The 23,869-nt window shown below is 66.6% G+C and carries 25 protein-coding genes and 2 riboswitches; of the genes, 14 read left to right on the top strand and 11 right to left on the bottom strand.

The window, feature by feature from the left end:
- Nucleotide 1: 1 nt before the first annotated feature.
- From rnhA to ispH, 3 genes are all read right to left on the bottom strand, one after another.
- A complete protein-coding gene (gene rnhA / locus XM50_RS16195) occupies nt 2–454 on the bottom strand; it encodes a ribonuclease HI (protein ID WP_046410915.1) in 453 nt (150 codons plus the stop codon).
- Nucleotides 451–1,410: a homoserine kinase gene (gene thrB, locus XM50_RS16190; protein WP_046410913.1), complete on the bottom strand. Its 960-nt coding sequence runs from the start codon at nt 1,408–1,410 to the stop codon at nt 451–453. Before thrB ends, rnhA begins: the two co-directional genes overlap by 4 nt.
- Before the next feature lie 77 nt (nt 1,411–1,487).
- Nucleotides 1,488–2,438 (bottom strand): 4-hydroxy-3-methylbut-2-enyl diphosphate reductase, encoded by a 951-nt coding sequence (ispH, locus tag XM50_RS16185; protein ID WP_046410911.1) that lies wholly within the window; start codon nt 2,436–2,438, stop codon nt 1,488–1,490.
- A gap of 159 nt (nt 2,439–2,597) precedes the next feature.
- On the opposite strand from ispH, the gene XM50_RS16180 reads away from it, so the two are divergent.
- The 6 genes from XM50_RS16180 (at nt 2,598) to XM50_RS16155 (ending at nt 8,451) form a co-directional block, all read left to right on the top strand.
- On the top strand, nt 2,598–3,206 hold the full coding sequence (locus XM50_RS16180) for a hypothetical protein (RefSeq protein ID WP_046411818.1): 609 nt from the start codon (nt 2,598–2,600) through the stop codon (nt 3,204–3,206).
- Between the two features lie 95 nt (nt 3,207–3,301).
- Nucleotides 3,302–3,403, top strand: a riboswitch (glycine riboswitch).
- A riboswitch (glycine riboswitch) is annotated at nt 3,404–3,507 on the top strand.
- A 53-nt stretch (nt 3,508–3,560) separates the two neighbouring features.
- On the top strand, nt 3,561–4,706 hold the full coding sequence (gene gcvT, locus XM50_RS16175; RefSeq protein WP_082103128.1) for a glycine cleavage system aminomethyltransferase GcvT: 1,146 nt from the start codon (nt 3,561–3,563) through the stop codon (nt 4,704–4,706).
- Nucleotides 4,707–5,078 carry a glycine cleavage system protein GcvH gene (gcvH, locus tag XM50_RS16170; protein WP_046410910.1) on the top strand — a complete coding sequence of 124 codons (372 nt, stop codon included), beginning with the start codon at nt 4,707–4,709 and terminating at the stop codon, nt 5,076–5,078.
- A 128-nt stretch (nt 5,079–5,206) separates the two neighbouring features.
- The gene (gcvPA, locus tag XM50_RS16165) at nt 5,207–6,565 is read left to right on the top strand and encodes an aminomethyl-transferring glycine dehydrogenase subunit GcvPA (RefSeq protein WP_046410909.1); all 1,359 of its coding nucleotides are present in this window, start codon (nt 5,207–5,209) and stop codon (nt 6,563–6,565) included.
- Nucleotides 6,562–8,139: an aminomethyl-transferring glycine dehydrogenase subunit GcvPB gene (gene gcvPB / locus XM50_RS16160; protein ID WP_046410907.1), complete on the top strand. Its 1,578-nt coding sequence runs from the start codon at nt 6,562–6,564 to the stop codon at nt 8,137–8,139. The genes gcvPA and gcvPB overlap by 4 nt, the downstream gene beginning before the upstream one ends.
- Nucleotides 8,140–8,451, top strand: a complete 312-nt coding sequence (locus XM50_RS16155) for a hypothetical protein (RefSeq protein WP_046410906.1) — start codon at nt 8,140–8,142, stop codon at nt 8,449–8,451. It abuts the gene before it with no gap.
- Between the two features lie 26 nt (nt 8,452–8,477).
- On the opposite strand, the gene XM50_RS16150 is transcribed toward XM50_RS16155, so the two are convergent.
- The 3 genes from XM50_RS16150 to XM50_RS16140 are packed head-to-tail and all read right to left on the bottom strand — an operon-like array spanning nt 8,478 to nt 11,441.
- Nucleotides 8,478–8,732: a hypothetical protein gene (locus XM50_RS16150; RefSeq protein WP_046410904.1), complete on the bottom strand. Its 255-nt coding sequence runs from the start codon at nt 8,730–8,732 to the stop codon at nt 8,478–8,480.
- 20 nt (nt 8,733–8,752) lie between these two features.
- On the bottom strand, nt 8,753–10,501 hold the full coding sequence (locus XM50_RS16145) for a DUF885 domain-containing protein (RefSeq protein ID WP_046410903.1): 1,749 nt from the start codon (nt 10,499–10,501) through the stop codon (nt 8,753–8,755).
- 40 nt (nt 10,502–10,541) lie between these two features.
- A complete protein-coding gene (locus tag XM50_RS16140) occupies nt 10,542–11,441 on the bottom strand; it encodes a DMT family transporter (protein ID WP_046410901.1) in 900 nt (299 codons plus the stop codon).
- A 47-nt stretch (nt 11,442–11,488) separates the two neighbouring features.
- Between XM50_RS16140 and proS the strand changes: the two genes are divergently transcribed.
- Together proS and XM50_RS16130 are read left to right on the top strand one after the other, a co-directional pair.
- Complete coding sequence (proS, locus tag XM50_RS16135; protein WP_046411814.1) at nt 11,489–13,024, top strand: proline--tRNA ligase; 1,536 nt, start codon at nt 11,489–11,491, stop codon at nt 13,022–13,024.
- On the top strand, nt 13,024–13,452 hold the full coding sequence (locus tag XM50_RS16130; RefSeq protein WP_046410899.1) for a hotdog fold thioesterase: 429 nt from the start codon (nt 13,024–13,026) through the stop codon (nt 13,450–13,452). The genes proS and XM50_RS16130 overlap by 1 nt, the downstream gene beginning before the upstream one ends.
- A 24-nt stretch (nt 13,453–13,476) precedes the next feature.
- Here XM50_RS16130 and XM50_RS16125 read toward each other — a convergent pair whose 3' ends face one another.
- The gene (locus XM50_RS16125; protein WP_046410898.1) at nt 13,477–13,857 is read right to left on the bottom strand and encodes a VOC family protein; all 381 of its coding nucleotides are present in this window, start codon (nt 13,855–13,857) and stop codon (nt 13,477–13,479) included.
- 53 nt (nt 13,858–13,910) lie between these two features.
- A complete protein-coding gene (locus XM50_RS16120) occupies nt 13,911–14,738 on the bottom strand; it encodes a TIGR00266 family protein (protein WP_046410897.1) in 828 nt (275 codons plus the stop codon).
- 204 nt (nt 14,739–14,942) lie between these two features.
- On the opposite strand from XM50_RS16120, the gene XM50_RS16115 reads away from it, so the two are divergent.
- From XM50_RS16115 to queE, 6 genes are all read left to right on the top strand, one after another.
- A complete protein-coding gene (locus XM50_RS16115; protein WP_046410896.1) occupies nt 14,943–16,241 on the top strand; it encodes an O-acetylhomoserine aminocarboxypropyltransferase/cysteine synthase family protein in 1,299 nt (432 codons plus the stop codon).
- A 116-nt stretch (nt 16,242–16,357) separates the two neighbouring features.
- Nucleotides 16,358–17,548 carry an aspartate aminotransferase family protein gene (locus tag XM50_RS16110; protein WP_046410894.1) on the top strand — a complete coding sequence of 397 codons (1,191 nt, stop codon included), beginning with the start codon at nt 16,358–16,360 and terminating at the stop codon, nt 17,546–17,548.
- A gap of 128 nt (nt 17,549–17,676) precedes the next feature.
- Nucleotides 17,677–18,597 (top strand): ornithine carbamoyltransferase, encoded by a 921-nt coding sequence (argF, locus tag XM50_RS16105; RefSeq protein WP_046410893.1) that lies wholly within the window; start codon nt 17,677–17,679, stop codon nt 18,595–18,597.
- A gap of 112 nt (nt 18,598–18,709) precedes the next feature.
- A complete protein-coding gene (gene hslO / locus XM50_RS16100; RefSeq protein ID WP_046411812.1) occupies nt 18,710–19,615 on the top strand; it encodes an Hsp33 family molecular chaperone HslO in 906 nt (301 codons plus the stop codon).
- A gap of 202 nt (nt 19,616–19,817) precedes the next feature.
- Nucleotides 19,818–20,516: a 7-cyano-7-deazaguanine synthase QueC gene (queC, locus tag XM50_RS16095; protein WP_046410891.1), complete on the top strand. Its 699-nt coding sequence runs from the start codon at nt 19,818–19,820 to the stop codon at nt 20,514–20,516.
- 2 nt (nt 20,517–20,518) lie between these two features.
- A complete protein-coding gene (gene queE, locus XM50_RS16090; protein WP_046410889.1) occupies nt 20,519–21,151 on the top strand; it encodes a 7-carboxy-7-deazaguanine synthase in 633 nt (210 codons plus the stop codon).
- Between the two features lie 59 nt (nt 21,152–21,210).
- Here queE and XM50_RS16085 read toward each other — a convergent pair whose 3' ends face one another.
- The 3 genes from XM50_RS16085 to XM50_RS16075 form a co-directional block, all read right to left on the bottom strand.
- Nucleotides 21,211–21,843, bottom strand: a complete 633-nt coding sequence (locus XM50_RS16085; RefSeq protein WP_046410888.1) for a DedA family protein — start codon at nt 21,841–21,843, stop codon at nt 21,211–21,213.
- A 91-nt stretch (nt 21,844–21,934) separates the two neighbouring features.
- Nucleotides 21,935–23,356 carry a UdgX family uracil-DNA binding protein gene (locus XM50_RS16080; RefSeq protein ID WP_046410886.1) on the bottom strand — a complete coding sequence of 474 codons (1,422 nt, stop codon included), beginning with the start codon at nt 23,354–23,356 and terminating at the stop codon, nt 21,935–21,937.
- Nucleotides 23,357–23,370: 14 nt separating this feature from the next.
- Nucleotides 23,371–23,856 carry a hemerythrin domain-containing protein gene (locus XM50_RS16075; RefSeq protein ID WP_046410885.1) on the bottom strand — a complete coding sequence of 162 codons (486 nt, stop codon included), beginning with the start codon at nt 23,854–23,856 and terminating at the stop codon, nt 23,371–23,373.
- Nucleotides 23,857–23,869 lie beyond the last annotated feature (13 nt).

Below are 23,869 nucleotides of genomic sequence, written 5' to 3'. Positions count from 1 at the left end.
ATCAGCCGCGCTTGCCGGCCTCGACCGCCGCATCGCTGGCCAGCCGGTCCGCGCGTTCATTCTCCGGGTGCCCGGCGTGGCCCTTCACCCATTGCCACTCGACCTTGTGGCGGCCCGCCGCCTCCAGCAGCGCCTGCCACAATTCCGCATTCTTCACCGGCTTCTTGTCCGCCGTCTTCCAGCCGTTCCGCTTCCACCCGTGGATCCACTTCGTCAGCCCATCCATGACGTAGCGGCTGTCGGTATAGACGGTGACATGGCACGGCCGGGTGAAGGCGTTCAGCGCCTCGATCGCCGCGGTCAGCTCCATGCGGTTGTTGGTCGTCAGCGCCTCGCCGCCAGACAATTCCTTTTCATGCTGGCCCATGCGCAGCACCGCGCCCCAGCCGCCCGGACCGGGATTGCCCTTGCACGCACCGTCGGTGAACGCCTCGACCTTGGTGATCTCACTCATGCGACGCGCGTCACCAGCGAAGGGTCGTAATGTTGCAAGCGACGGACATAGGCGAGGGGGTCCTTGCGCACGACCAGGGCGTCGGGCGGGGTGTTGAGCCAGTCCCAGGCGCGGGACAAAGCGAAGCGGATGCACGATCCGCTGGCGAGCGTCGTGAACTGCGCGCGCTCCACCGACGACAGCGGAAAATGCCGCTCATAGCCGGCGATCAGCGCGTCGCCGACCTGCGCGTCAAAGCCGCGGCCCTGCGCGTCGAACGACCAGGCCGTATGCATCACCGCCAGGTCATAGACGCGGATGTCGGTGCACGCGAAATAGAAGTCGATCAGCCCGGTGACCTTGTCGCCCAGCATCAGCACATTGTCCGGGAACAGGTCCGCGTGGATCGCGCTCTGGTCCAGCTCGCCCGCGAACCAGCGCGCCTCGACGTGGTCCAGCGCGAAGGCGAGATCGTCGTACAATCCCGGCGCGATATCATCGAGGCTGCGGCCGCACCGCTCGAACAGCGGACGCCAGCTCTCCACGCCCATCGAATTGACGCGCGTCAGCGGAAAATCCGCAACGGCGCGGTGCATCGCGCCCATCGCGTCGCCGGCGGCCAGCGCCTGCGCCGACGTGGGGTGCGACAGCGACACGCCCGGGAGGAACTTGATCAGGCAGGCGGGGCGCCCTTCCAGCTCCTGGATCTCGCGCCCGTCGCGGTCCTTGATCGCGGGCGGCACCGGCAGCCCCTTGGCATCGAGATGGTCGAGCAGCGCCATGAAGAACGGCAGGTCGTCCGCCGCCACCCGCTTCTCGTACAGCGTCAGGATGAAACGGCCCTTCGCGGTATCGACAAGGTAGTTCGAGTTCTCGACACCCTCGGCGATGCCCTTGGCCGACACCAGTTCCCCGACATCGTACTGGAGGAGGAACGTCGCAAGCGCCTCCGCCGACACGTGAGTATAGACCGCCACACACACCCCGCTTTTCGCCCCGGCGGATCGACAGGGCGTCCTTCCCGGCCGTGGCTACGGCCGTCCGTCCGATAATGCTACGCTGCCTGTTCCAGCGACCGCGGCAGCTTGAAGGCGATCGTCTCGCGGGTGGTTTCCTCTTCCCGCTCGGTCACGGCATAGCGGGTCGACAGCAGGTCGACCAACTCGCGCACCAGCAGCTCGGGGGCGGATGCGCCTGCGGTCAGCCCCAGGGTGCCGACGCCTTCGAGGAACGACCAGTCGAGGTCCGCGGCGCGCTGCACCAGCATCGCGCGGATGCCCTCGCGCTCGGCCACCTCGACCAGCCGCAGCGAGTTGGACGAATTGGGCGCGCCGATCACCAGCATGGCATCGCACTGGCTGGCGATCGCCTTCACCGCCGCCTGGCGGTTCGACGTGGCATAGCAAATGTCCTCGCCGCGCGGCGCCTGCATGGTCGGGAAACGGGTTTGCAGGATCCGCACCACCTCCGCCGTATCGTCCACCGACAGCGTCGTCTGCGTCAGGAAGGCGAGGTTCTCGGGATCGGCCGGCTGCAGCGCCTGGGCATCCGCCGCATCCTCGATCAGCGTCATCGCGCCCTCGGGCACCTGGCCGAACGTCCCGATCACTTCGGGGTGGCCGGCATGGCCGATGAACAGGATGTGGCGCCCGGCGGCGACCAGCCGTTCGGCCTGGCGGTGCACCTTGGATACCAGCGGGCAGGTGGCGTCGAGATATTCCAGCCCGCGCGCCTCCGCATTGGCCGGCACCGACTTGGGCACGCCATGCGCGGAAAAGACCACCGGCGCGTCGTCGGGCACCTCGTCCAGTTCCTCGACGAACACCGCGCCCTTCGCCTTCAGCGTGTCGACGACGAACTTGTTGTGGACGATCTCGTGGCGGACATAGACGGGGGCGCCATGTTTCTCGATCGCCAGTTCGACGATGCGGATCGCGCGATCCACGCCGGCGCAGAAGCCGCGCGGGGCGGCGATCAGCAGTTCGAGCGATGGCTTGTCGGTCATCCCTGCCGCTTACGCGATTGCCTGCCCGCACGGAAGGCGGTTATGAGCGCGCGGGCACTTCGTACCCGATTGCATGAGGTTTCTCCGCACGTGTCCTTTCGCACCCACGCTCGCCGCCCCGCCGTTCGGTTCGCCGGCGTTGCCCCGCTCGCCCTGCTCCTGCTTGCGGGCGGCTGTGCCAAGAGCGGCGACATCTCGCTCGACGGCGGCGTCGGGATCACGGCGGTTCGCTCGGCCTGTCCGGTCGTGGGCGTGCCGGTCGGCACGGGGGACATCACGCTGTTCGATCCGGCGACCAGCCGCGATGCCAGCGCGATTGACGTGACGGCGGTGCTCACCAACGTGCGCGGCACGTGCGACGATACCGGGGCGGAGGTGGTCAGCAACGTGACCTTCGACGTGCGCGCCCGCCGCACGCGCACGGACGGCCCGCGCGACGTGACGCTGCCCTATTTCATCTCCATCGTGCGCGGCGGGACTCAGGTCGTGGCGAAGCGCGTGGGCGCGGTCTCGGTCCATTTCGAGCCGGGTCAGGCACTGGCGAGCACGTCAGGCCAGGCGAGCGCAAACGTGAACCGCGCCGCCGCGACCTTGCCCGATTCGGTGCGTGAGCAACTGACGCGGAAGCGCAAGGCCGGCGATCAGGATGCCGCGATCGACCCGCTGGCGACTCCGGAGGTGCGTCAGGCCGTGCTCGCTGCCAGCTTCGAGGCGCTGGTCGGCTTCCAGCTCACCCAGGACCAGCTGCGCTACAACGCCCAGCGCTAAGCCCTGCCGGCGCGCAGGCCGCGCCAGCACTGATGGGCGATTGACTCGCCCCGCGCGCGCCGCCACAGGCGCAATTGTCGATGCCGGGCAACCGGCGTGGGCGCGCGGGAGAGCGCGGATGGCCTTTCAGGCATGATCCGCCGCCGAAGGAGCAACCACCCCGGAATCTCTCAGGCAGCAGGGACCGCGCATACCCATCGACGCTCTGGAAAGCGGCCCCGCTGACACGCGTGGCCCACCGAAGGTGTAAGCACGGGTTATCCGTGCGAAAGCTCTCAGGTTCCGTGACAGAGGGGGTCCGGTTCGTTTCGCCACCACGGCGAGACGATCGCCCTTGAAGACGGACGATCCGCGATGAGCGATCACGACGACGAAGACGTAATCATCGAAACCATGACGCTGCCGCTCGACGGCTGGCATCGCGCGCACGGCGGCCGGATGGTCGAATTCGCGGGCTATTGGATGCCGGTGCAGTTCGAAGGCATCATGGCCGAACATCTGTGGACGCGCGAAAGCGCCGGCCTGTTCGATGTCAGTCACATGGGCCAGATCACGTTCCGCGGCGAGGGGCTGGTGCCCGCGCTCGAGGCGATGATGCCCGCCGACATCGCCGGCCTCGCGCTCAACCGCGCGCGCTATTCGCTGCTGCTCGACGAGAATGGCGGCATCCTCGACGATCTGATGCTGACGCGCCTGCCTGCCGACGAGGATGGCGAGCGTATCTACATGGTCGTCAATGGCGCGACCAAGTACGACGATATCGCGCACATGCTCGATCATCTGCCCGACGACATCACGCTGAACCTGATGGAGGACCATGCGCTGCTGGCGCTTCAGGGCCCCAAGGCAGTGGACGCGCTGGTGAGGCTGGTTCCCGGCGTCGATGCGCTGGTATTCATGCAGGCCGCGCCCTTCACCTGGCAGGGGCATGACCTGTGGGTCAGCCGCTCGGGCTATACCGGCGAGGACGGTTTCGAGATCTCGATCCCGGCAGAGGCTGCCGAGGCGTTCGCCGATGCGCTGCTGGAGCAGCCCGAGGTGAAGCCGATCGGTCTTGGCGCACGCGATTCGCTGCGGCTCGAGGCCGGCCTGCCGCTCTACGGCCATGACCTCTCGCCCGAGACGACGCCGGTAATGGCGGACCTCGGCTTCGCGCTGTTCAAGCGCCGCCGCCAGGAAGGCGGCTTCCCTGGTGCCGAGCGCATCCTGGCGGAGCGTGAGAACGGCCCCGTCACCAAGCGGGTCGGCCTGCTGGTCGAGGGACGCCAGCCGGTGCGCGAGGGCGCGACCGTGGTCGATGCGGACGGCAACACCGTCGGCAACGTCACCTCCGGCGGCTTCGCGCCGACGGTCGGGGCACCGATCGCCATGGCGTACGTTCCGCTCGCGATGGCGACGCCCGGCACCCGCATCCAGCTTTCGCAGCGTGGCAAGGTTCACGCCGCCACCGTCACCCCCATGCCATTCGTCCCCCACCGCTACGTCCGAGGAGCGAAGTAAATGAGCCGTTATTTCACCGAGGATCATGAGTGGATCGACGTCGACGGTGATGTCGGCACGGTCGGCATCTCCGATTACGCGCAGGGCCAGCTCGGCGACATCGTGTTCGTCGACGTGCCGGAAGCCGGCAAGTCGCTCGCCAAGGGTGACGAGGCCGCCGTGGTCGAAAGCGTGAAGGCTGCCAGCGACGTCTATTCGCCGGTCTCGGGCTCCGTGATCGAAGGCAACGCCGCGCTCGCCGACGAGCCGGGCCTGGTGAACACCGATCCCGAGGGCGAGGGCTGGTTCTTCAAGCTGAAGCTGTCGGACGCGTCGCAGCTCGACGGCCTGATGGACGAAACCGCCTACGAGGCGTTCGTCGCCAAGCTCTGATCCAGACTGGCCCTCCCGCTTCAGGGGAGGGGTCGGGGTGGGGCCCCTCCGCGAGCGCGATGCCCGGAGGGACTGAGACACCCCACCCGCAGCCCTTCCCCCTGATGGGGAGGGGAGGAGTGTATCGAATGCGCTACCTACCGCTTACCGACCATGACCGCCGCGAGATGCTCGCCGTCATCGGTGCCGGCTCGATCGACGACCTGTTCGTCGACGTGCCCGAATCCGCGCGCCTTTCCGGCCCGATCGCGAACCTTCCCGCGCACGCCAGCGAACTGGCGGTCGAACGCCACATGACGAAGCTCGCGCGGCAGAATCTGTCCGCAGGCGAGGCGCCGTTCTTCCTCGGCTGCGGCGCGTACCGCCACCATGTCCCCGCCAGCGTCGATCACCTGATCCAGCGCGGCGAGTTCCTGACCGCCTATACGCCCTATCAGCCAGAAATCGCGCAGGGCACGCTGCAGATGCTGTTCGAGTTCCAGACGCAGGTCGCGCGCCTGCTCGGGACCGATGTGGCAAACGCATCGATGTACGACGGCTCCACCGCCTGCTGGGAAGCGATCGGCATGGCGCGCCGCATCACCAAACGCGCCAAGGCGATCCTCTCGGGCGGCCTCCACCCGCATTACGTCTCCGTCGCGAAGACGATGGCGAAATACACCGGCGACTCGCTCGAAACCTCGCTGCCGGCGCTGACCGCAGAGACTGACGTCGACTCGCTGATCGCCAGCATCGATGACGACACCAGCTGCGTCGTCGTCCAATATCCCGACATCCTCGGCCGCATCACCGATCTCCAGCCGCTGGCCGATGCCTGCCACGCCAAGAAGGCGCTGCTGATCGCCGTCGTCACCGAGCCGGTGGCGCTGGGTGCGATCAAGTCGCCGGGTGAGATGGACGCCGATATCGTCGTCGGCGAGGGCCAGTCGATCGGCGTCGGCCTCCAGTTCGGCGGACCGTACGTCGGCCTGTTCGGCTGCAAGGACAAATATGTCCGCCAGATGCCCGGCCGACTGTGCGGCGAGACGGTGGACGCCGACGGCCGCCGCGGCTTCGTGCTGACGCTCTCCACGCGTGAGCAGCACATCCGCCGTGAGAAGGCGACCAGCAACATCTGCACCAACTCCGGCCTCTGCGCGCTGGCCTTCTCGATCCACATGACGCTGCTGGGTGAGGCTGGCCTTCGCCGGCTCGCCGGGATCAACCACGCCCAGGCCTGCCGCGCCGCCGATCGCCTCGCCAAGGTGCCGGGCGTGCGGCTCGTCAACGACAGCTTCTTCAACGAATTCACGCTCGATCTCGGCCAGGAGGCGCGCCCGCTGGTGCGCACGCTCGCCGATCGCGGCGTGCTCGCCGGCGTATCGCTCGGCCGGCTCTATCCGGGCGAAGGCGCATTGGAGAATGGCCTGGTCGTGGCGGTGACCGAAACCGTGACCGACGAGGATATCGAGGCGCTGGCGACCGCGCTTCAGGAGGTGCTGGCATGACCATCAACCAGAGCGGCTGGAAGCCCACGTCCCCCCAGGCAAATGAAGGCGGCGCCCCCGCCACCTTCACCGGCAACAAGGCGCTGATGCTGGAAGAGGCGCTGATCTTCGAGATCGGCGATGATCAGACCACCGGCGTCGACTTCGCTGGCGGCGACGTTTCCACCGCGCGCCTCGGCAATCTCGCGCGCACCGCGCCGATCGGCCTGCCGGGCCTCAGCGAGCCGGAGACGGTGCGCCATTATACGCGCCTCAGCCGGCAGAATTACGCCATCGACCTCGGCCTCTTCCCGCTCGGCTCGTGCACGATGAAGCACAACCCGCGCCTCAATGAGAAGATGGCGCGCCTGCCGGGCTTTGCGGACGTCCACCCGCTCCAGCCGGTCGATACGGTGCAGGGCGCGCTCGGCGTCATCAACGAACTGGCGGTGTGGCTGATCGAGCTGACCGGCATGCACGGCGTCGCGATGAGCCCCAAGGCCGGCGCGCATGGCGAGCTGTGCGGCATCCTGTGCATCAAGGCGGCGCTGGAGAAGCGCGGCGAGGGGCACCGCAAGGTCGTGCTGGTCCCCGAAAGCGCGCACGGCACCAACCCCGCGACCGCGGCCTTCGCGGGCTTCAGCGTGGAGGATATCCCCGCAACGCCAGAAGGCCGCGTCGATACCGAGGCGCTGAAGGCGCGATTGGGCCCGGACGTCGCGGCGGTGATGATCACCAATCCCAACACCTGCGGGCTGTTCGAGCGTGATCTGAAGGCGATCTCCGATGCGGTCCATGCCGCCGGCGCCTACGTCTATTGCGACGGCGCGAACTTCAACGCGATCGTCGGCCGCGTGCGTCCGGGCGACCTTGGCGTCGATGCGATGCACATCAACCTGCACAAGACCTTCTCCACCCCGCATGGCGGCGGCGGCCCGGGCTCCGGCCCGACCGTATTGTCGGAGGCGCTGGCGCCGTTCGGCCCGCTGCCCTTCACCGCGCGGATGAAGGACGGCCATATCGCGCTGATCGAGGAAGAGACGGCGGGCGACGATCACCCCGACACGTTCGGCCGCATGACCGCCTTCCACGGCCAGATGGGCATGTTCACCCGCGCGCTGACCTATATCCTCAGCCACGGCGCCGACGGCCTGCGTCAGGTCGCCGAGGATGCGGTGCTCAACGCCAATTACGTCCTGCGCAGCCTCGAGGACACGCTCGACGCGCCGTTCGCCTTCTCCGGCCCGTGCATGCACGAGGCGATCTTCTCGGACGAAGGCTTCCCCGAAGGCTTCTCGACGATCGACGTCGCCAAGGCGCTGATTGACGAGGGCTTCCACCCGATGACCATGTATTTTCCGCTGGTCGTCCATGGCGCGATGCTGGTCGAGCCGACCGAGACCGAATCCAAGGCCGCGCTCGATCAGTTCATCGGCGCGCTGCGCTCGGTGGCGCAGCGTGCGAAGGCCGGTGACCAGAGCCTCAAGACCGCGCCGCATTTCGCGCCGCGCAGCCGCCTCGACGAGACGCTGGCCGCGCGCAAGCCGAAGCTGGTGTGGAAGGCGCCGGTCGTCAGCAGCGAGGCGGCCGAGTAAATGGCGGGCAGGGCGGTGCTGGCGGGCACCGCCGGCCTTGTCGGCGGCGCAGCGTTGGGGCTGCTCGCCGCGCTGCTCTTCGTTCACCTGTGGCACAATGTGCTGCGCCTGCCGCCGCTTAACGATGATCCCAAGCCCGGCATCGCGATGCTCGGCGGCGTGGTGCCGATCTCGATGGCGCTCGGTGCGCTGCTCGGCACCTTGGGGATGGTGCGCCGCGCCCGCCAGGGGCAGTCCTTGCGGCCGTGGCTGATCCTGTTCGGCCTCGCGCTTGCCGTCACGCTCGCCGGCCTGATCGCGATCATCTCCTAATCACGCGCCGGCGACACGTACAACCGTCAGTCGCTGCTTCGCTTCGGCCGTAGCGACGCCGCCAGCACGATCCCCGCGCCGATCTGCGCCAGCCCGTATAGCCGGCGCCGTCCGGGACGGCCGCCGAACGGGCGGACCAGCGCGTCCACCGCGTCGACCTCCGATCGCCACAGCGCGACATGCCGCTTGGGCTGCAGCAGCCCGAGCAGGCCGTCGCCGATCATGAACACCGCGGTCATTTCGGCCGACCGTTTTAGGCCCAGCGCCAGATTGTCATCCATGCCGGGCTAAACGCTCGGCGTCAGGCGGCGGGTTCCTTGGGGTAGGGCGATGGTCCCCCTTCCGCGATGAAGCGATCGACCCGTGCCTCCAGCACCGGGATCGGCACGCTGCCAAGGCTCAGCACCAGATCGTGGAAGTTGCGGATGTCGAACCGGTCGCCCAGCGCCTTCTCCGCCTTGGCGCGCGATCGCTGCACCGCCAGCTGGCCCAGGTAATAGCTCAGCGCCTGTCCCGGCCAGCCGATGTAGCGATCGACCTCGGTCGTGATCTCATGCTCGCTCAGCGCGGTATTCTCGCGGAAATATTGCAGCGCCTGGTCGCGGGTCCAGCCCTTGGCGTGGATACCGGTATCGATCACCAGCCGCGCCGCGCGCCACGCCTGATACGAAAGCATCCCGAACCGCTCATAAGGCGTGCGATAGAACCCCATCTCGTCGCCCAGTCGCTCGGTGTACAGCGCCCATCCTTCGCCGAATGCCGAGATGTAGCTGTTGCGTCGGAACGGCTTCAGCGTGGTGTTCTCGATCGACAGCGGCATCTGGAACGCATGGCCGGGCGCACTTTCATGCAGCGTCAGCGCGGGCAGCTGGAACAGCGGCCGTGACGGCAGGTCATAGGTGTTGACCAGATACGTTCCCGGTCCACCACGCCCGGCGGTGTAGAAGGGCGCGATATCGGGCGGCACCTCGATGATCGCGAACCGCTGCCGCGGCAGCCGGCCGAACCACTTGCCCGCCATCGCGTCGAAACGCTTCGCGTGCCACGCCGCCTCCTTCATCAGCTCGTCGGCGGTCTTGGGGTAGAATTGCGGGTCGGTGCGCAGGAACTTCAGGAACCCCGGCAGGTCGCCGTCGAACTTTGCGTCCTTCTTCACCTGCTCCATCTCGGCGCGGATCTTGGCGATCTTGGCGAGGCCCAGCGCGTGGATCGCGTCGGGCGTCATGTCCAGCGTGGTAAAGGCGCGGATCCGGCTGCGGTAATAGGCCTGGCCATTGTCATAGCGCGTCGCCGCCAGCTCGTCGGTCATGCCCGGGAAATATTCGCCGCGCAGGAACGTCAGCAGCGTCTTGTGCGCCGGCACGATCTCGTCCGCGATGATCGCGCGCGCCTCGGCCTGCAACGCCGCACGGCGATCGGCCGGGATGGAGGCGGGCAGCTTGGCGAACGGCTGGTAATAGACCACCGTCGTCGGGTCGGTCGCCGTCGCGATCGTCTCCACCGCCTTGTCGCGCCCCTGCATGATGATGGCGGGCGGGGTGAAGCCGCGCTTCAGGCTCAGCCGCATATTGTCGGTCTGCTGGCCCAGGTAGCGCGGCATGGTGCGCAGCCAGCTCAGATAGCGGCGGTAATCCTTCTCGCCCCCGGCGAAGCTGCCGCGCGCGGTATAATGCAGGTCGCTCCAGAACGCGCTGTCGCCGTTCAGCGGCTTCTCCCACTCGCGGAACTGCTCCTCATCGATCAGCGCGGCGATCTGCGCGCGATAGACCTGCCAGTCGATCAGCGTGTCGGGCGACAGCCGCTTGGTATCCACCGCGTCGAGCTTCGCCAGCGTCCCCTTCCAATAAGCGAGCCGCCTGGCGTGCGCCTCGGCGGACACGTCGGGCAGGCGGTCATCCACCACGCCCGGGCCAGCATCCGCCAGTCCCTCGCCTTGCCGCCACGTCCATTCCGCGCGCCAGATGGCGTCAAAAGCGGCATCCGCGGCGGTGGCGGCAGGGGCAGGGGCGACGGCGGCGGCGACAAGCGCCAGCGAGGTGACGAAGGGCATGTCAGGCTAGGTGTCCGATCATCACCATCCCCGCAAGCCGTCACTCCATCGAAATCGCGCCCTTCGTCTCCTTCTGCCGCCGCACATGCTCGCGCCACACGATGTAAAGGCCCGATGCGATGATGATCGGCGCGCCCAGCCACGTGCTCGGCACCGGCAGCATCCCGAACACCAGCCAGCCGAACAGCGTCGCCCACAGCAGCGCGGTATAATCCATCGGCACCACCAGGCTGACGTCACCCAGTTGCAGCGACCGAGTCATCGCGATCTGCGCCACCCCGCCCAGCAGGCCGATCGCAAGCAGCAGCACCCACACCAGCGGCGGATGCGCCTTCACCGACACGGCGTACACCACCGACAGCGGCACCAGCGACAGCGTGGAAAACCAGAACACGGTGGTCAGCCCCGCCTCCGACTTGCCCAGCGTCCGCAGCAGGATGGAGATGCACGCGGTGCCGAACGCCGCGCCAAGCCCGGTCGCGATGCCCAGCGGCGGGATATGTCCGTCCCCCGGCTGAGTCACGATCAGCACCCCGACGAACCCCGCCAGCACCGCCGCCCAGCGACGCCACCCGGTCGCTTCGTGCAGCAACAATGCGCCCAGCACGGTCGCGAAGATCGGCATCGAGAACCCCAGCGTCGTCGCCTCCGCCAAGGGAAGCAGCAGCAACGTCCAGAAGGTCAGCGTCATCGCCGTCAGCCCGATTACGCAGCGAAGCACATGCGCCCCGAACCGCTGCGTCTTGAGCGAGGCAAATCCCGGCCCCGTCCCGACGATCGACACCACCAGCAACGCCGCGCCGAATTGCCGCCAGAACAGGATCTCGCCCAGCCCCGCACCCTCAGCCTCCGCCACCTTGATCACCGCGTTCATCGTCGCAAACAAGGCGACGGAGGTGAGGCGCAGGCCGATGGCGCGAACAACGTTATCCTGACCCATTGGAACAGGCCCTAGCGAGCGACCGCGCGAGAAGCTATCCGCGCCTGATGATCAAGCATGCACTCCCCGTCACGCGCGAGGCGGATTTCGCCGCCTGGTACCAGGCCGTCATTTCGGAAGCCGACCTCGCCGAGGAATCGGGCGTGCGCGGCTGCATGGTCATCCGGCCATGGGGCTATGGCATCTGGGAACGCATCCAGCGCCTGCTCGACGATCGCATCAAGGCGACCGGCCATGAAAACTGCTACTTCCCGCTCTTCATCCCGCTCTCCTATTTCGAGAAGGAGGCCGAGCATGTCGAAGGCTTCGCGAAGGAGATGGCGGTCGTCACCCACCACCGCCTCGTCGCCGACGGCAAGGGCGGCCTGACGCCGGACCCCGAGGCGAAGCTGGAGGAGCCGCTGGTCGTCCGCCCCACCAGCGAGACGGTGATCGGCACTGCCTTCTCGCGCTGGGTGCAATCGTGGCGCGATCTCCCCGTGCTCATCAATCAATGGGCCAATGTCGTCCGCTGGGAAATGCGCACCCGCATGTTCCTGCGCACCAGCGAATTCCTCTGGCAGGAAGGGCATACCGCCCACGCCACCGCCGATGAGGCGCGCGACGAGACGCTCAAGATGCTCGAGGTCTATCGCGACTTCGCCGAAAACTGCCTCGCGCTCCCGGTCGTCGCTGGCGAGAAGCCGGAGAATGAGCGTTTCCCCGGCGCCGTCGCGACCTATTCGATCGAGGCGATGATGCAGGACGGCAAGGCGCTCCAGGCGGGCACCAGCCACTTCCTCGGCACCAATTTCGCCCATGCGCAGAACATCCGCTTCCAGAATGCGAATGGCGAGCTTGAGTTCGCCAACACCACCAGCTGGGGCGTCTCGACCCGAATGATCGGCGGCGTCATCATGGTGCATGGCGACGACGACGGCCTGCGCGTGCCGCCGCGCATCGCCCCGTGGCAGATCGTGATCGTCCCCATGCTGCGCGACAAGCCTGAGGACGCGGAGCTGGTCGATTATTGCAAGGCGCTGCAGGCCTCGCTCGCGAAGCAGACCGCGCTTGGCGAGCCGGTCCGCGCGCTGCTCGACCTGAAGCCCGCCAAGGCCGCGACGAAGCGCTGGGGCTGGGTGAAGAAGGGCGCGCCGATCATCGTCGAGGTCGGCCCACGCGACATGGCCGGCGGCAACGTCTCGGTCGTCCGTCGCGATCGCCTCTATCGCGAGGATGGCAAGCTCGACAGCGCGATCGTCACGCAGGACACGTTCGTCGAACAGGCCGGCGCAATGCTCGAGGATATCCAGGTCGCGCTCCACAAGGAGGCGTCCGAGCGGCTGAAGGCCAGCATCAGCCCGGTCGATGACTGGGCCGGCGTCGAGGCGATGTTCGCCGACAGCGCGGCGAAGCCCGGCTGGGCCGACGTCGCCTGGTCGCGCCCGACCGGCGCCGAACTCGACAAGGTGGTCGAGCGGCTGAAGGCGCTGAAGCTCACCATCCGCAACGCACCGATGGGACAGACCGGCCACCCCGGCGCACCCTGCATCTTCACCGGCGGCCCGGCGGTCGAGCGCGTGCTGATCGGACGGTCCTACTGATGGCGATCTGGACCCGCCCGATCGACCTCGCGCAGCTCAACACATTGGGGGAGGGCGTCCTCCCCGGGCTGCTGGAGATCGAGTTCACCGATCACGGCGATGACTGGCTGCGCGCGCGAATGCCGGTCGGCAGGAAGGTGCATCAGCCCTTCGGCCGCCTCCACGGCGGCGCCTCGGTGGTGCTGGCCGAAACGGTCGCATCGGTCGCCGGCGCGATGGCCGTGCCCGACGGCAAGGTGACGGTCGGGCTCGACATCAACGCCAATCACGTGCGCGCCGCGCGCGACGGCTATGTCCACGCCACCGCGAAGGCGGAGCAGCTCGGCCGCACGACTCAGGTCTGGACGATCCGGATCGAGGATGATGCGGGCAAGCTCATCTGCCTCTCGCGCATGACCGCCGCGGTGATCGACGCCGCCGCCGGCTGAGCATCTGGGGCCGCCCGCCAAGCCTCAGAAACTGTGGTGGACGGCCTCCAGATTGCACCCGTCGGGATCGAGCACGAAGGCCGCATAATAGCCCGGATGGTAATGCGGCCGCAGGCCGGGCGCGCCATTGTCCTGCCCGCCAGCCGCCAGCGCCGCTGCGTGAAAGGCCTGGACGCTGGCCCGGTCGGGGGCCGCAACCGCGATATGGATAGCGCCGCTGATCGCCCGTCCCTTGGCGATCCACAGGAACGGCTTGGGTCCGACGCCATAGCCCACCTGGTCGGGCAACTCTTCGCTGCCGCCCTGCACCATGACCCGCGTGATGCCGAGCGGCGCCAGCGCCTTGTCATAGAAGGCAAGCGAGCGCCGCATGTCGCCCACCGCAATGCTCACATGATCCAGCATGGCTACCTCCCGAAAATCGCGGGGCGACGCCGGTCGCCGCCCCGGTTGCGCGGCTAGCGATTGCCGCCGATGAAATCGCCAAACCCGCCCAGCGCCGATCCTTCGCCACGGTTGCCGCCGCCGCCCTGCGCTGCGGCCATCATCCGGCCCGCAAGCCGCGCGAAGGGCAGCGACTGGACCCACACTTTCCCCGGCCCGGTCAGCCGCGCATAGAACATGCCCTCGCCGCCGAAGATCATGCTCTTCACGCCGCGCACCATCTCCAGGTCGAAATCGACCGAGGGCGTGAACGCGGCAAGGCAGCCGGTATCGACGTGCAATTGCTCGCCGGGGGCAAGCTCGCGCTCCACCAGCGTGCCGCCCATCTGCACGAACACCCAGCCATCGCCCTCCAGCTTCTGCATGATGAAGCCTTCGCCGCCGAACAGCCCGGTCATCATCCGCCGCTGGAACGCGACGCCGATCGACACGCCCTTCGCCGCCGCAAGGAAGCTGTCCTTCTGGCAGATCAGCGTGCCGCCCAGGTCAGCGAGGCGGATCGGCAGGATCGTCCCCGGCGTCGGGCTGGCGAAGGCGACCCGCGCCTTGCCCGATCCGCGATGGGTGAAGACGGTGGTGAACAGGCTTTCACCGGTGACGAGGCGCTTGCCCGCCCCCAGCAGCTTGCCCATGAACCCGCCATCACTGCCGCCGGACCCATCACCGAAGACGGTGGTCATCTCGATCGAGGCATCCTTCCACACGAAGGCCCCCGCCTCGGCGACCGCGCTTTCGCCCGGGTCCAGTTCGATCTCGACGAACTGCAATTCCTGTCCCTTGATCTCAAAATCGATATCGTCCGACAGCCCGGTGCGGGCGTGATGGGACCAGGGACCGGCCATGTGACATGCTCCATTCGTCTGTGTTGATCACTTAACACACATGGATACTCCGGCCGGGCATCGCCGGGGAAGGGGGGATCGTCGCACACGCCACTCGGTCTGGCGTCACGGCGATACCATCTTGGGGGATCGAAACCCTTTCTAGGTTCGCGATCGCGGCGCGAGGCGATAGCCTGTCCGCAACCAAGCCAAGGGAGAGTGTTCGTGAGCAAGGCCAATTACCGTCCGGAAACGCTGGCGCTGCATGCCGGTTGGCGCGCGGACCCCGCCACCGGGTCGGTGGCACCGCCGATCTTCCAGACGACCTCCTACCAGTTCCGCGATGCCGATCATGCCGCCGGGCTGTTCGCGTTGCAGGAACTCGGCAACATCTACACCCGTATCGGCAACCCGACGACCGACATCCTCGAACAGCGGATTGCCGCGATCGAGGGCGGCGCGGCGGCGGTCGCGGTCGCCTCGGGCCAGGCAGCGTCGGCCTATGCGGTGCAGAACCTTGCCCGCGCCGGCGACAATATCGTCAGCGCGACCGACCTCTACGGCGGTACCTACAATCTCTTCGCCAACACGCTGCGCGACATGGGGATCGAGACCCGTTTCGTCGATCCGAGCGACCCGGGCGCCTTCGCCGCTGCCTCCGACGATCGCACCCGCGCCTGGTATGTCGAGACTTTGCCCAATCCGAAGCTGGTTGTCTCACCGCTGGCGGAGATTGCCGCCGCGGGGCGTGAGCTCGGCATCCCGCTCATCGTAGACAATACCGCCGCCCCGCTGCTTGCCCGCCCGCTCGATCATGGCGCGGCGATCGTCGTCTATTCGACCACCAAATATATCGGCGGCCATGGGACCTCGATCGGCGGCATGATCGTCGACGGCGGCAATTTCGACTGGTCGGCCTATCCTGAGCGTCAGCCGCTGCTCAACACGCCCGATCCCAGCTATCACGGCGCCGTCTGGGCGGAGGCGGCAAAGCCGCTCGGCCCGATCGCTTATGCGCTACGCGCCCGCACGGTCCTGTTGCGCGATCTCGGCGCCGCGCTCTCGCCGTTCAACGCCTTCCAGATCCTTCAGGGGCTGGAAACGCTGCCGCTGCGCATGCCGCGCCACTGCGACAATGCGCTGAAGGTGGTCGATTTCCTGAAGGGCCGCTCGGACGTCACCCGCATCATCCACCCCTCGGTTCAGGAGGGGAAGCAGCGCGCCCGCGCCGATCGCTACCTCACCGGGGGTCTGGGCGGCCTGATCGGGATCGAGCTTGCCAGCGGTCGCGACGCCGGCCGCCGCTTCATCGATGCGCTGCAATTGTTCTACCATGTCGCCAACATCGGCGACGCGCGCAGCCTCGCGATCCATCCCGCCTCCACCACCCATTCGCAATTGTCGGAGGAGGAACAGTTCGCGACCGGCGTCTCGGCTGGCTACGTCCGCCTCTCGATCGGGCTTGAACATATCGACGATATCCTCGCCGATCTGGCGCAGGCGCTGGACGCGGCGAAGGGCTGATCCGCCGGTTATGGCGTCACGCCTTTCACGGTGTTGACGCCCCCGGCACCGAATCCGTATCAGGGCGTCAGGGCGGTCCCTGTTGGGCCGCCCTTGCTCTTTCAAGGAGACGCCCCGTGTCGATCACCGCCCTGATGCCCGTTTATCCCCGCTGCGGGGTGCGGCCAGTGCGAGGCGAGGGGTGCCATCTGATCAGCGAGGATGGCCGCCGTTTCCTGGATTTCGCCAGCGGCATCGCGGTGAACGCGCTCGGCCATGGCCATCCGAAACTGGTGAAGGCGATCGCCGATCAGGCCGCCACGCTGATGCACGTCAGCAACCTCTACGGCAGCCCGCAGGGTGAGCAGTTCGCGCAGCGTCTAGTCGACAACACCTTCGCCGACACGGTGTTCTTCACCAATTCGGGTGCCGAGGCGGTGGAATGCGCGATCAAGACTGCGCGCCGCTATCACTTCGCCAACGGCAACCCGCAGCGCCACGACCTCATCACCTTCTCGATGGCGTTTCATGGCCGCACCATGGGCACCATCTCGGCCACCAACCAAGCCAAGATGCGTGACGGCTTCGAACCGCTGCTGCCCGGCTTCAAATATGCCGAGTTCAACGATCTCGAAGCCGCGCTGGCGCTGATTGACGAGAACACTGCCGGCTTCCTGGTCGAACCGATCCAGGGCGAAGGCGGCATCCGCGCCGCGACGCCCGAGTTCCTCAAGGGCCTGCGCAAGGCGTGCGACGAACACGGCCTGCTGCTGGTCCTCGATGAGGTGCAGGCGGGCTATGGCCGCACCGGCAAGCTGTTCGCGCACGAACTCTACGGCATCACGCCCGACATCATGGCATCGGCCAAGGGCATCGGTGGCGGTTTCCCGCTCGGCGCCTGCCTCGCTACCGAGGAAGCGGCCAAGGGCATGGTGATCGGCACCCACGGCTCCACCTATGGCGGCAACCCGCTCGCGATGGCCGCGGGCGAGGCAGTGCTCGACGTGATCCTCGAAGACGGCTTCCTCGATCGCGTGACCCAGATGGGTGAGCGGCTGCGCTCGGGCCTCGAACAGATGATCCCCAACCACGATCACCTGTTCGACAGCGTGCGCGGCCACGGCCTGATGCTCGGCCTGAAGCTCAAGAGCGACAGCCGCCGCTTCGTTGAATTCGCCCGCGACAACCATGGCCTGCTGCTGGTCTCGGCCGGCGAGAATGTCGTGCGCGTTCTGCCGCCGCTGGTGATCGACGAAAGCCACATTGCCGAGTGTATCGAGAAGCTGAGCGAGGCGGCGCGCGTCTACGTTCCCGCCAGCGACGATTGATGGAAAAGGCTCCGGTGCCATGCGCCGGAGCCGTTCGGACGGATCTGGCCGCGCCTGTTTGGATCGAGGCCGATTTTCGCCGGATAGCGGCCACCCATGATGCGCATGAGGCCATTGGAGGAGCTGAAGTGACCCGCCATTTCTTGAACCTGTCGGACGCCGGTGCCGATGGCCTCGCCGCCATTCTCGCGGACGCGCTCGATCGCAAGAAGGCCCGCGCCGGCTGGACCAAGGGCCGCGTGGATGCCGACGCGCCGCTCGCCGGCCACGTCCTGGCGATGATCTTCGAGAAGAATTCCACCCGCACCCGCGTCTCCTTCGACATGGCGGTGCGCCAGCTCGGCGGCCAGTCGATCGTGATGGAGGCGGGCCAGATGCAGCTCGGCCGCGGCGAGACGGTGGCCGACACCGCCCGCGTCCTGTCGGGCTATGTCGACGCGATCATGATCCGCACCGACGATCACGCCAAGGTCGAGGAAATGGCGCATTACGCCAGCGTCCCGGTCATCAACGGCCTCACCGACGCGTCGCATCCGTGTCAGATCGCGGCCGACCTCCTCACCATCATCGAACAGGGCAAGTCGCTCCCCGGCCTGAAAGTCGCGTGGCTCGGCGACGGCAACAACGTCCTGGCATCCATCGTCGAGGCGGCTGGGCTGATGCAGTTCGATGTCGTCGCTGCCTGCCCACAGGGCTATCAGCCGTCGGAAGAAGACCTCGCGCTCGGCAAGGGCCGCGCAATGGTCGTCGGTAATGCGCGCGAGGCCGTCGAAGGCGCCGATATCGTCGTCACCGACACCTGGATCTCGATGGGCCAGGCGCATGCCGACACCAAGCTCGCGGCCATGATGCCGTTCCAGGTCGATGCCGCGCTGATGGCGGCCGCCAAGCCCGATGCGAAGTTCCTCCACTGCCTCCCCGCGCACCGCGGGGAAGAGGTGACGCCCGACGTCATCGATGGTCCGCAATCGCTGATCTGGGCAGAGGCGGAAAACCGGCTGCACGCGCAAAAATCCATTCTGCGCTGGTGCTTGGGCCAGATCGGTTGATCCCGATCTTCTCCCGCACCATCTAGGCTGCCATCCCCGTTCTCCCCGGATTGGCTAGGGCGCTCACGCTTGCGTGGGCGGAGTTGCAGCGGGCAAGGCTTGAATGAACAGCATGCAGACCGTCAAACCTGATTTTGACCGCGCGATTGGCTTCACCATCCCGGGCCAGAATGCCCGCGGCCGGATGGTGCGCCTCGGCCCGGTGCTCGACGAAATCCTCGCCGCCCACGCCTATCCGCCGGTCATCGAGTCGCTCCTCGCGGAGGCGCTGACCGTCACCGCCTTGGTCGGCGCGACATTGAAGGACGCCAACGGTCAGCTGACGCTCCAGACCCAGAGCGAGACGGGCGTCGTTCGCTTGCTCGTCTGCGATTATCGGGGCGGCGAAATTCGCGGTTACGTGCAGTTCGATGCCGACCTGTTGGCGGCCGCCCCGAAAGATCCGGCGCTCGTGGATTTGTTCGGTCAGGCCTATCTCGCGATCACCTTCGATCTGGCGACCACCAAGGAGCGCTACCAGGGCATCGTTCCGCTCGATGGCGATCGCCTCGCCGATGCCGTGCAGAGTTATTTCGCTCAGTCCGAGCAGATCCCCACGCAGGTCCGCGTCGGCTTTGCCAAGCAGGACGGGCGCTGCGTCGCCGGCGGCCTGCTGCTTCAGCATCTTCCCGAAGGCGAAGAAGGTCGCGCGCGTCTCCATACCAAGCTCGATCATCCTGAATGGGAGCATGTGGCGGCGCTGGGTGCCACCATGGGCGCGGATGAGCTGGCTGATACGTCGCTACCGCTCGAAACGCTGCTGTGGCGCCTGTTCAACGAGGAGGATGAGGTTCGCGTCCTTGCGGATACCGCCCTCTCGCGTGGCTGCCGGTGCACCCTGGAGCACATCCGCGGCGTGTTGGCGAAGTTCCCCCACGACGAACGTCTCGCCATGGCGGATGAGAACGGGGTGATCGGGGTCGATTGCGCCTTTTGCTCGACTGTGTTTCCCGTTCCCGTTGAGGAGCTTGCCGGCTGATCCGACGGGCAGGTGCCGGGCATTCGTTAGCACGATCTTAACGATCGATCCTTAAGCTGACGACGTGCCTCTAGCCGAGCACTTCTCTCCCTAGTTCAGTCCTCTAGCCGGGACTTCCTGGCCGTTCGCCTGTGCGGACGGCCGTTTTCTTCGGCCTCATTCCTTGCATCATGCCACTGATGAGCCTAGCCGCCGCGCGATCATGACCAACGATCAACCATCTGCCGTCGTCCTTGTATCGGGCGGCCTGGACTCGATGATTTCTGCTGCCTTGGCGCGGGAGGCCGGATATCGCCTCTATGCGCTATCGATCGATTACAACCAGCGCCACCAGGTTGAGCTCGCCGCGGCGCGGCAAATCGCACGTCAGCTTGGCGCGGTTCGGCACGTGGTGCTCCCGATCGATCTTTCCGCATTCGGTGGCTCGGCGCTGACTGCCGATATCGACGTACCGAAGGATGGGGTCGGGGAGGGGATACCGATCACCTACGTGCCGGCCCGCAATACCGTTTTCCTCAGCCTCGCTTTGGCATGGGCGGAGACGGTGGGCGCCCGCGCGCTCTACATTGGTGTGAACGCGCTCGATTATTCCGGCTATCCCGACTGCCGCCCCGAGTTCATCGCCGGTTTCGAGAACCTTGCAGAACTCGCCACCAAGGCGGGGGTGGAGGGTCATGCCTTCCGGATTCAGGCACCGCTGCAGCATATGACAAAGGCGGATATCGTGCGTGAAGGCGATAGACTGGGTCTGGACCTGGGGCTGAGCTGGTCCTGCTACGATCCGGCGCCCGGCGGTCTGCATTGCGGGCTGTGCGACAGCTGCCGCCTGCGGCACAAGGGGTTCCAGGACGCGGGGATCGTTGATCCGTCTGCTTACGCGACGACGCCGCCGGCGCCCTGACGATGAGTTATGCCGTAAAGGAGATGTTCCTGACGCTCCAGGGTGAGGGCGTTCAGGCTGGTCGCCGGGCGGTATTCGTCCGGTTCGCCGGCTGCAACCTGTGGAGCGGCCGGGAAGAGGATCGCGCCACCGCAATCTGCAAATTCTGTGACACCGATTTCGTCGGCATGGACGGGCTGGGCGGTGGCCGTTTCGCTGATGCCGATGCGCTAGTCGCTGCGGTGGTGGCCATGTGGGACGGCGGCGAGCAGGACCGCTTCGTGGTCCTGACCGGCGGCGAGCCGATGTTGCAGGTGGACGATGCGCTGGTCGACGCGCTGCACGCCGCCAGCTTCTTCCTGGCAATTGAGAGTAACGGCACGCTCCCCGTTCATCCGGGGATCGATTGGGTCTGCATCAGCCCCAAGGCCGGCAGCGAGACGGTCCAGCGTAGTGGTGACGAACTGAAGGTCGTGTGGCCGCAGCCCGGCACGAACCTGGAGGCGATGGAAGAGTGGGGCTTTCGCCACTTCCTCCTGCAGCCGCTCGATGATCCCAATGCCGTCGTCAACCAGGCTGCTGCGATGGCGAAGGTCATGGAACGTCCGCGGTGGCGATTGTCGCTGCAAACCCACAAATTGTTGGGCTTGCGCTAGGCTGGTCCCGGAAGGACGGTGGCGCATCCGGCGCTGCGCCACCGTCTTTCCCGATATCTTCAATGCTTCTTCTTCAGGCCGTGCAGCTTGTGCCAGAGATAGAACCCGCCGGCCGCGACGAGCGTCAGCCCGATCGCCAGGTCCGCCTGATGGAAAAAGGCCTTGAGCCGCGGATCGTTGTTCCACGACTGGCCCAGCTGCGCGCCGATCCACGCCAGCAGGTAGCAGAACGGCCAGGAGCCGATGAACGTGTAGACGTGGAAGGGGATCAGCTTCATGCGTGCTACCCCGGCCGGGAAGGCAATGAAGGTCCGGATGATCGGCAGCATCCGGCCAATCAGGATCGCCGCTGCGCCCCAGCGGTTGAAGAACCGGTCCGCCATGTCGAGCTCGCCCGGACCGACCAGAACATACTTGCCCCACTTCTCCGCCAAAGGCCGCCCGCCGCGCCGCCCGATCTCATAAGCGACCACTGACCCGACATTACAGCCGAAGGCGCCCGCGGTTGCCGCCAGATAGATGTTCATCTCGCCCGTCGAGACCAGATAGCCGGCAAAGGGCATGATGATCTCTGAGGGGAGCGGAATACAGGCGCTTTCGATCGCCATCAGCAGCACGATTCCCCAATAGCCACCGGCACGGATCACGCCGACCGTGAAGATGGCGAGGGCAGCAAGTATCTTCTCGAACATGCGGCGCCTGTGGGGGAAGGCGACAGGCCGGTCAATCGAGATGCGCGTGGTGCCGAGGCGACGGCACGACAGTCGGCTGTTGCCGCGCGCTTTAGGCCGCGGTTTCGCCGATCCGGCGCAAATCTTCCACGAACCGCGCGTATTCGCTAGATCGCGCGGCCTCGTCGGGCAGTCGCAGCAGGTAACTGGGATGGACCGTGATCCAGGCGTCACCGCCATCACCCGGCAGGCGAAGCGGCCGTCCCCGCTCGCGGCTGATCGTCATCACCTTCCCGAACAGCGAGCGTGCGGCCGTCGCACCCAGCGCAACTGTCACTTTGGGACGCAGCAGCGCCTGTTCCTGTTCGATCCACCATCGGCACGCCTCGATCTCACCCGCGTCGGGCTTTGCGTGGATCCGCCTCTTGCCACGGGGTTCGAACTTGAAATGCTTCACCGCATTGGTGACATAGGTTTGCGCGCGATCGATCCTGGCCTCGGCCAGCGCACGATCGAACAAATGACCCGCGGGGCCGACGAACGGGTGACCCGCCAGATCCTCCTGATCGCCCGGTTGTTCGCCCACGAACATGATGCTGGCGTGGAGAGGGCCCTCGCCAAACACCGTTTGTGTCGCGTGCTTGTACAGGTGGCAGCGGGTGCAACTGAGCGCTTCCTCCCGAAGCGCCTGCCACGCCGCCTCGCTGTTGTTGCCCGGCATCGTCCTCGCCTTTTCGATCATGCCACTCTCCCGTTTCTGCGCCGTGGCGAGCAGGTCGGGCACCAGAGCGGTCTCCGGCATGTTCTTCCAGTATTTGCGCGGCATCTCCTTGAGCATCGCGCCCACCTTCACCCGCGCGGGGTTGAAGATGGAGGCATAATAGGTCTTCCAGACCTCCTCGACCGGATCGCCCTGCGGTGCATCCGCTTTTGTCGCGCCCGGCCCCTCCTGCAGTGCGCTTCCGTCCCAGTGCAGCGACACCTCCGGCGTCAGGATCGACCAGCGCATGCTGCCGAAGCGGTTGACGAAGAAGGCGGCGTTGGCGCGAACGATATGGTGCTCCGGCTCGAACCAGCCCACATAGCGCCCCTCCTCGGCATCCCCACCATCTGCATCTGCCACTTCGCGGAACCGCAGGAAGGCGCGCATCTTGTGGATGTCTCGCCGAACCTGTTTCGCCAGACCTTCCAACCGGCGCAGCAGCGGGTCGGCATGATCTTCCATCACCCCGGGCCTTCGCCGCAGCCGGTCGAGCAAGGTGTAGAGCATGGCGAACCGCTCGGGATCGCGGTGAAGGATGGCACTTCGGCCAAGATCGATGAACGAGCGGGGTACCTTGAAGGCGCTCGCCGCTGGTGCGTCCGGCGCGACCGCAGCGGGCGTGGGCGCCCTCGCTGCGGCGAACAGATCGGTCGTCTCACCGCCGACCTGCCACACGACATCATCCGGCGGCACGCTTTGGCTCATCAAGCCACGTGCCGCCTCGCGCCATCCATCAAAGTCGTCGGGTGCCGACAGAGTGACGATCCGCATGGTGCGGCAGCGCCTCAGTCGCGCTCATCACCGCCCGGCGGGTTCTCACGCGCAATCTCCAGTTCCTTGGGCTTGCGCTCCTCATAGGTCGCCGCGATCTTCGCCTCCACCTCATCGTCCAGCTCGGCTTCAGCGGCGGGGAACATGTCCTCCTCTTCCTCGTCGATATGATGCTCGTAGCGGTGGCGCATATGGTCAAACTTCTGCTCCCATTCCTCGGAGCCGAACTCGATCGCCATCATCTCGCCGAGCAGATCATCAACTTCCTTGTGCTCGGCGACCGAATGGCGCGCATCGTCACGCAGCTCAGGGTCGGCAAGCATGACCGAATATAGCGCTTCCTCCTCCGCCGCGGCGTGGCTCTGCAATTCCAGCCGGAAGCTCTCGAACAGCGATTGGCGCTCTCCGGAGGCACCCTGAAGCTCGCCGAGCTGCTTCAGCATCTCGCGCTGCTTGTCGTGATCCGCCTTCAGCTCGCGATAGATTTGCGCCTGTGTCATTGCCGCTTCTCCC

This window comes from Sphingomonas sp. Ag1, from assembly GCF_000980895.1.
GTDB classification, from domain to species: Bacteria; Pseudomonadota; Alphaproteobacteria; order Sphingomonadales; family Sphingomonadaceae; genus Sphingomonas; species Sphingomonas panaciterrae.
This window is presented reverse-complemented; position numbering and strand designations above follow the sequence as displayed.

What these genes read in the sequence shown, in the direction of transcription:
- XM50_RS16130 (WP_046410899.1), top strand. Translation starts at nt 13,024, where the DNA reads ATGGCGATCTGGACCCGCCCGATCGACCTCGCGCAGCTCAACACATTG.
- hslO (WP_046411812.1), top strand. Translation starts at nt 18,710, where the DNA reads ATGCAGACCGTCAAACCTGATTTTGACCGCGCGATTGGCTTCACCATC.
- gcvPA (WP_046410909.1), top strand. Translation starts at nt 5,207, where the DNA reads ATGCGCTACCTACCGCTTACCGACCATGACCGCCGCGAGATGCTCGCC.
- XM50_RS16085 (WP_046410888.1), bottom strand. Translation starts at nt 21,843, where the DNA reads ATGTTCGAGAAGATACTTGCTGCCCTCGCCATCTTCACGGTCGGCGTG.
- XM50_RS16075 (WP_046410885.1), bottom strand. Translation starts at nt 23,856, where the DNA reads ATGACACAGGCGCAAATCTATCGCGAGCTGAAGGCGGATCACGACAAG.
- XM50_RS16155 (WP_046410906.1), top strand. Translation starts at nt 8,140, where the DNA reads ATGGCGGGCAGGGCGGTGCTGGCGGGCACCGCCGGCCTTGTCGGCGGC.
- XM50_RS16120 (WP_046410897.1), bottom strand. Translation starts at nt 14,738, where the DNA reads ATGGCCGGTCCCTGGTCCCATCACGCCCGCACCGGGCTGTCGGACGAT.
- gcvT (WP_082103128.1), top strand. Translation starts at nt 3,561, where the DNA reads ATGAGCGATCACGACGACGAAGACGTAATCATCGAAACCATGACGCTG.
- proS (WP_046411814.1), top strand. Translation starts at nt 11,489, where the DNA reads ATGATCAAGCATGCACTCCCCGTCACGCGCGAGGCGGATTTCGCCGCC.
- XM50_RS16125 (WP_046410898.1), bottom strand. Translation starts at nt 13,857, where the DNA reads ATGCTGGATCATGTGAGCATTGCGGTGGGCGACATGCGGCGCTCGCTT.
- XM50_RS16150 (WP_046410904.1), bottom strand. Translation starts at nt 8,732, where the DNA reads ATGGATGACAATCTGGCGCTGGGCCTAAAACGGTCGGCCGAAATGACC.
- XM50_RS16140 (WP_046410901.1), bottom strand. Translation starts at nt 11,441, where the DNA reads ATGGGTCAGGATAACGTTGTTCGCGCCATCGGCCTGCGCCTCACCTCC.
- gcvH (WP_046410910.1), top strand. Translation starts at nt 4,707, where the DNA reads ATGAGCCGTTATTTCACCGAGGATCATGAGTGGATCGACGTCGACGGT.
- XM50_RS16145 (WP_046410903.1), bottom strand. Translation starts at nt 10,501, where the DNA reads ATGCCCTTCGTCACCTCGCTGGCGCTTGTCGCCGCCGCCGTCGCCCCT.
- queC (WP_046410891.1), top strand. Translation starts at nt 19,818, where the DNA reads ATGACCAACGATCAACCATCTGCCGTCGTCCTTGTATCGGGCGGCCTG.
- ispH (WP_046410911.1), bottom strand. Translation starts at nt 2,438, where the DNA reads ATGACCGACAAGCCATCGCTCGAACTGCTGATCGCCGCCCCGCGCGGC.
- queE (WP_046410889.1), top strand. Translation starts at nt 20,519, where the DNA reads ATGAGTTATGCCGTAAAGGAGATGTTCCTGACGCTCCAGGGTGAGGGC.
- rnhA (WP_046410915.1), bottom strand. Translation starts at nt 454, where the DNA reads ATGAGTGAGATCACCAAGGTCGAGGCGTTCACCGACGGTGCGTGCAAG.
- gcvPB (WP_046410907.1), top strand. Translation starts at nt 6,562, where the DNA reads ATGACCATCAACCAGAGCGGCTGGAAGCCCACGTCCCCCCAGGCAAAT.
- XM50_RS16080 (WP_046410886.1), bottom strand. Translation starts at nt 23,356, where the DNA reads ATGCGGATCGTCACTCTGTCGGCACCCGACGACTTTGATGGATGGCGC.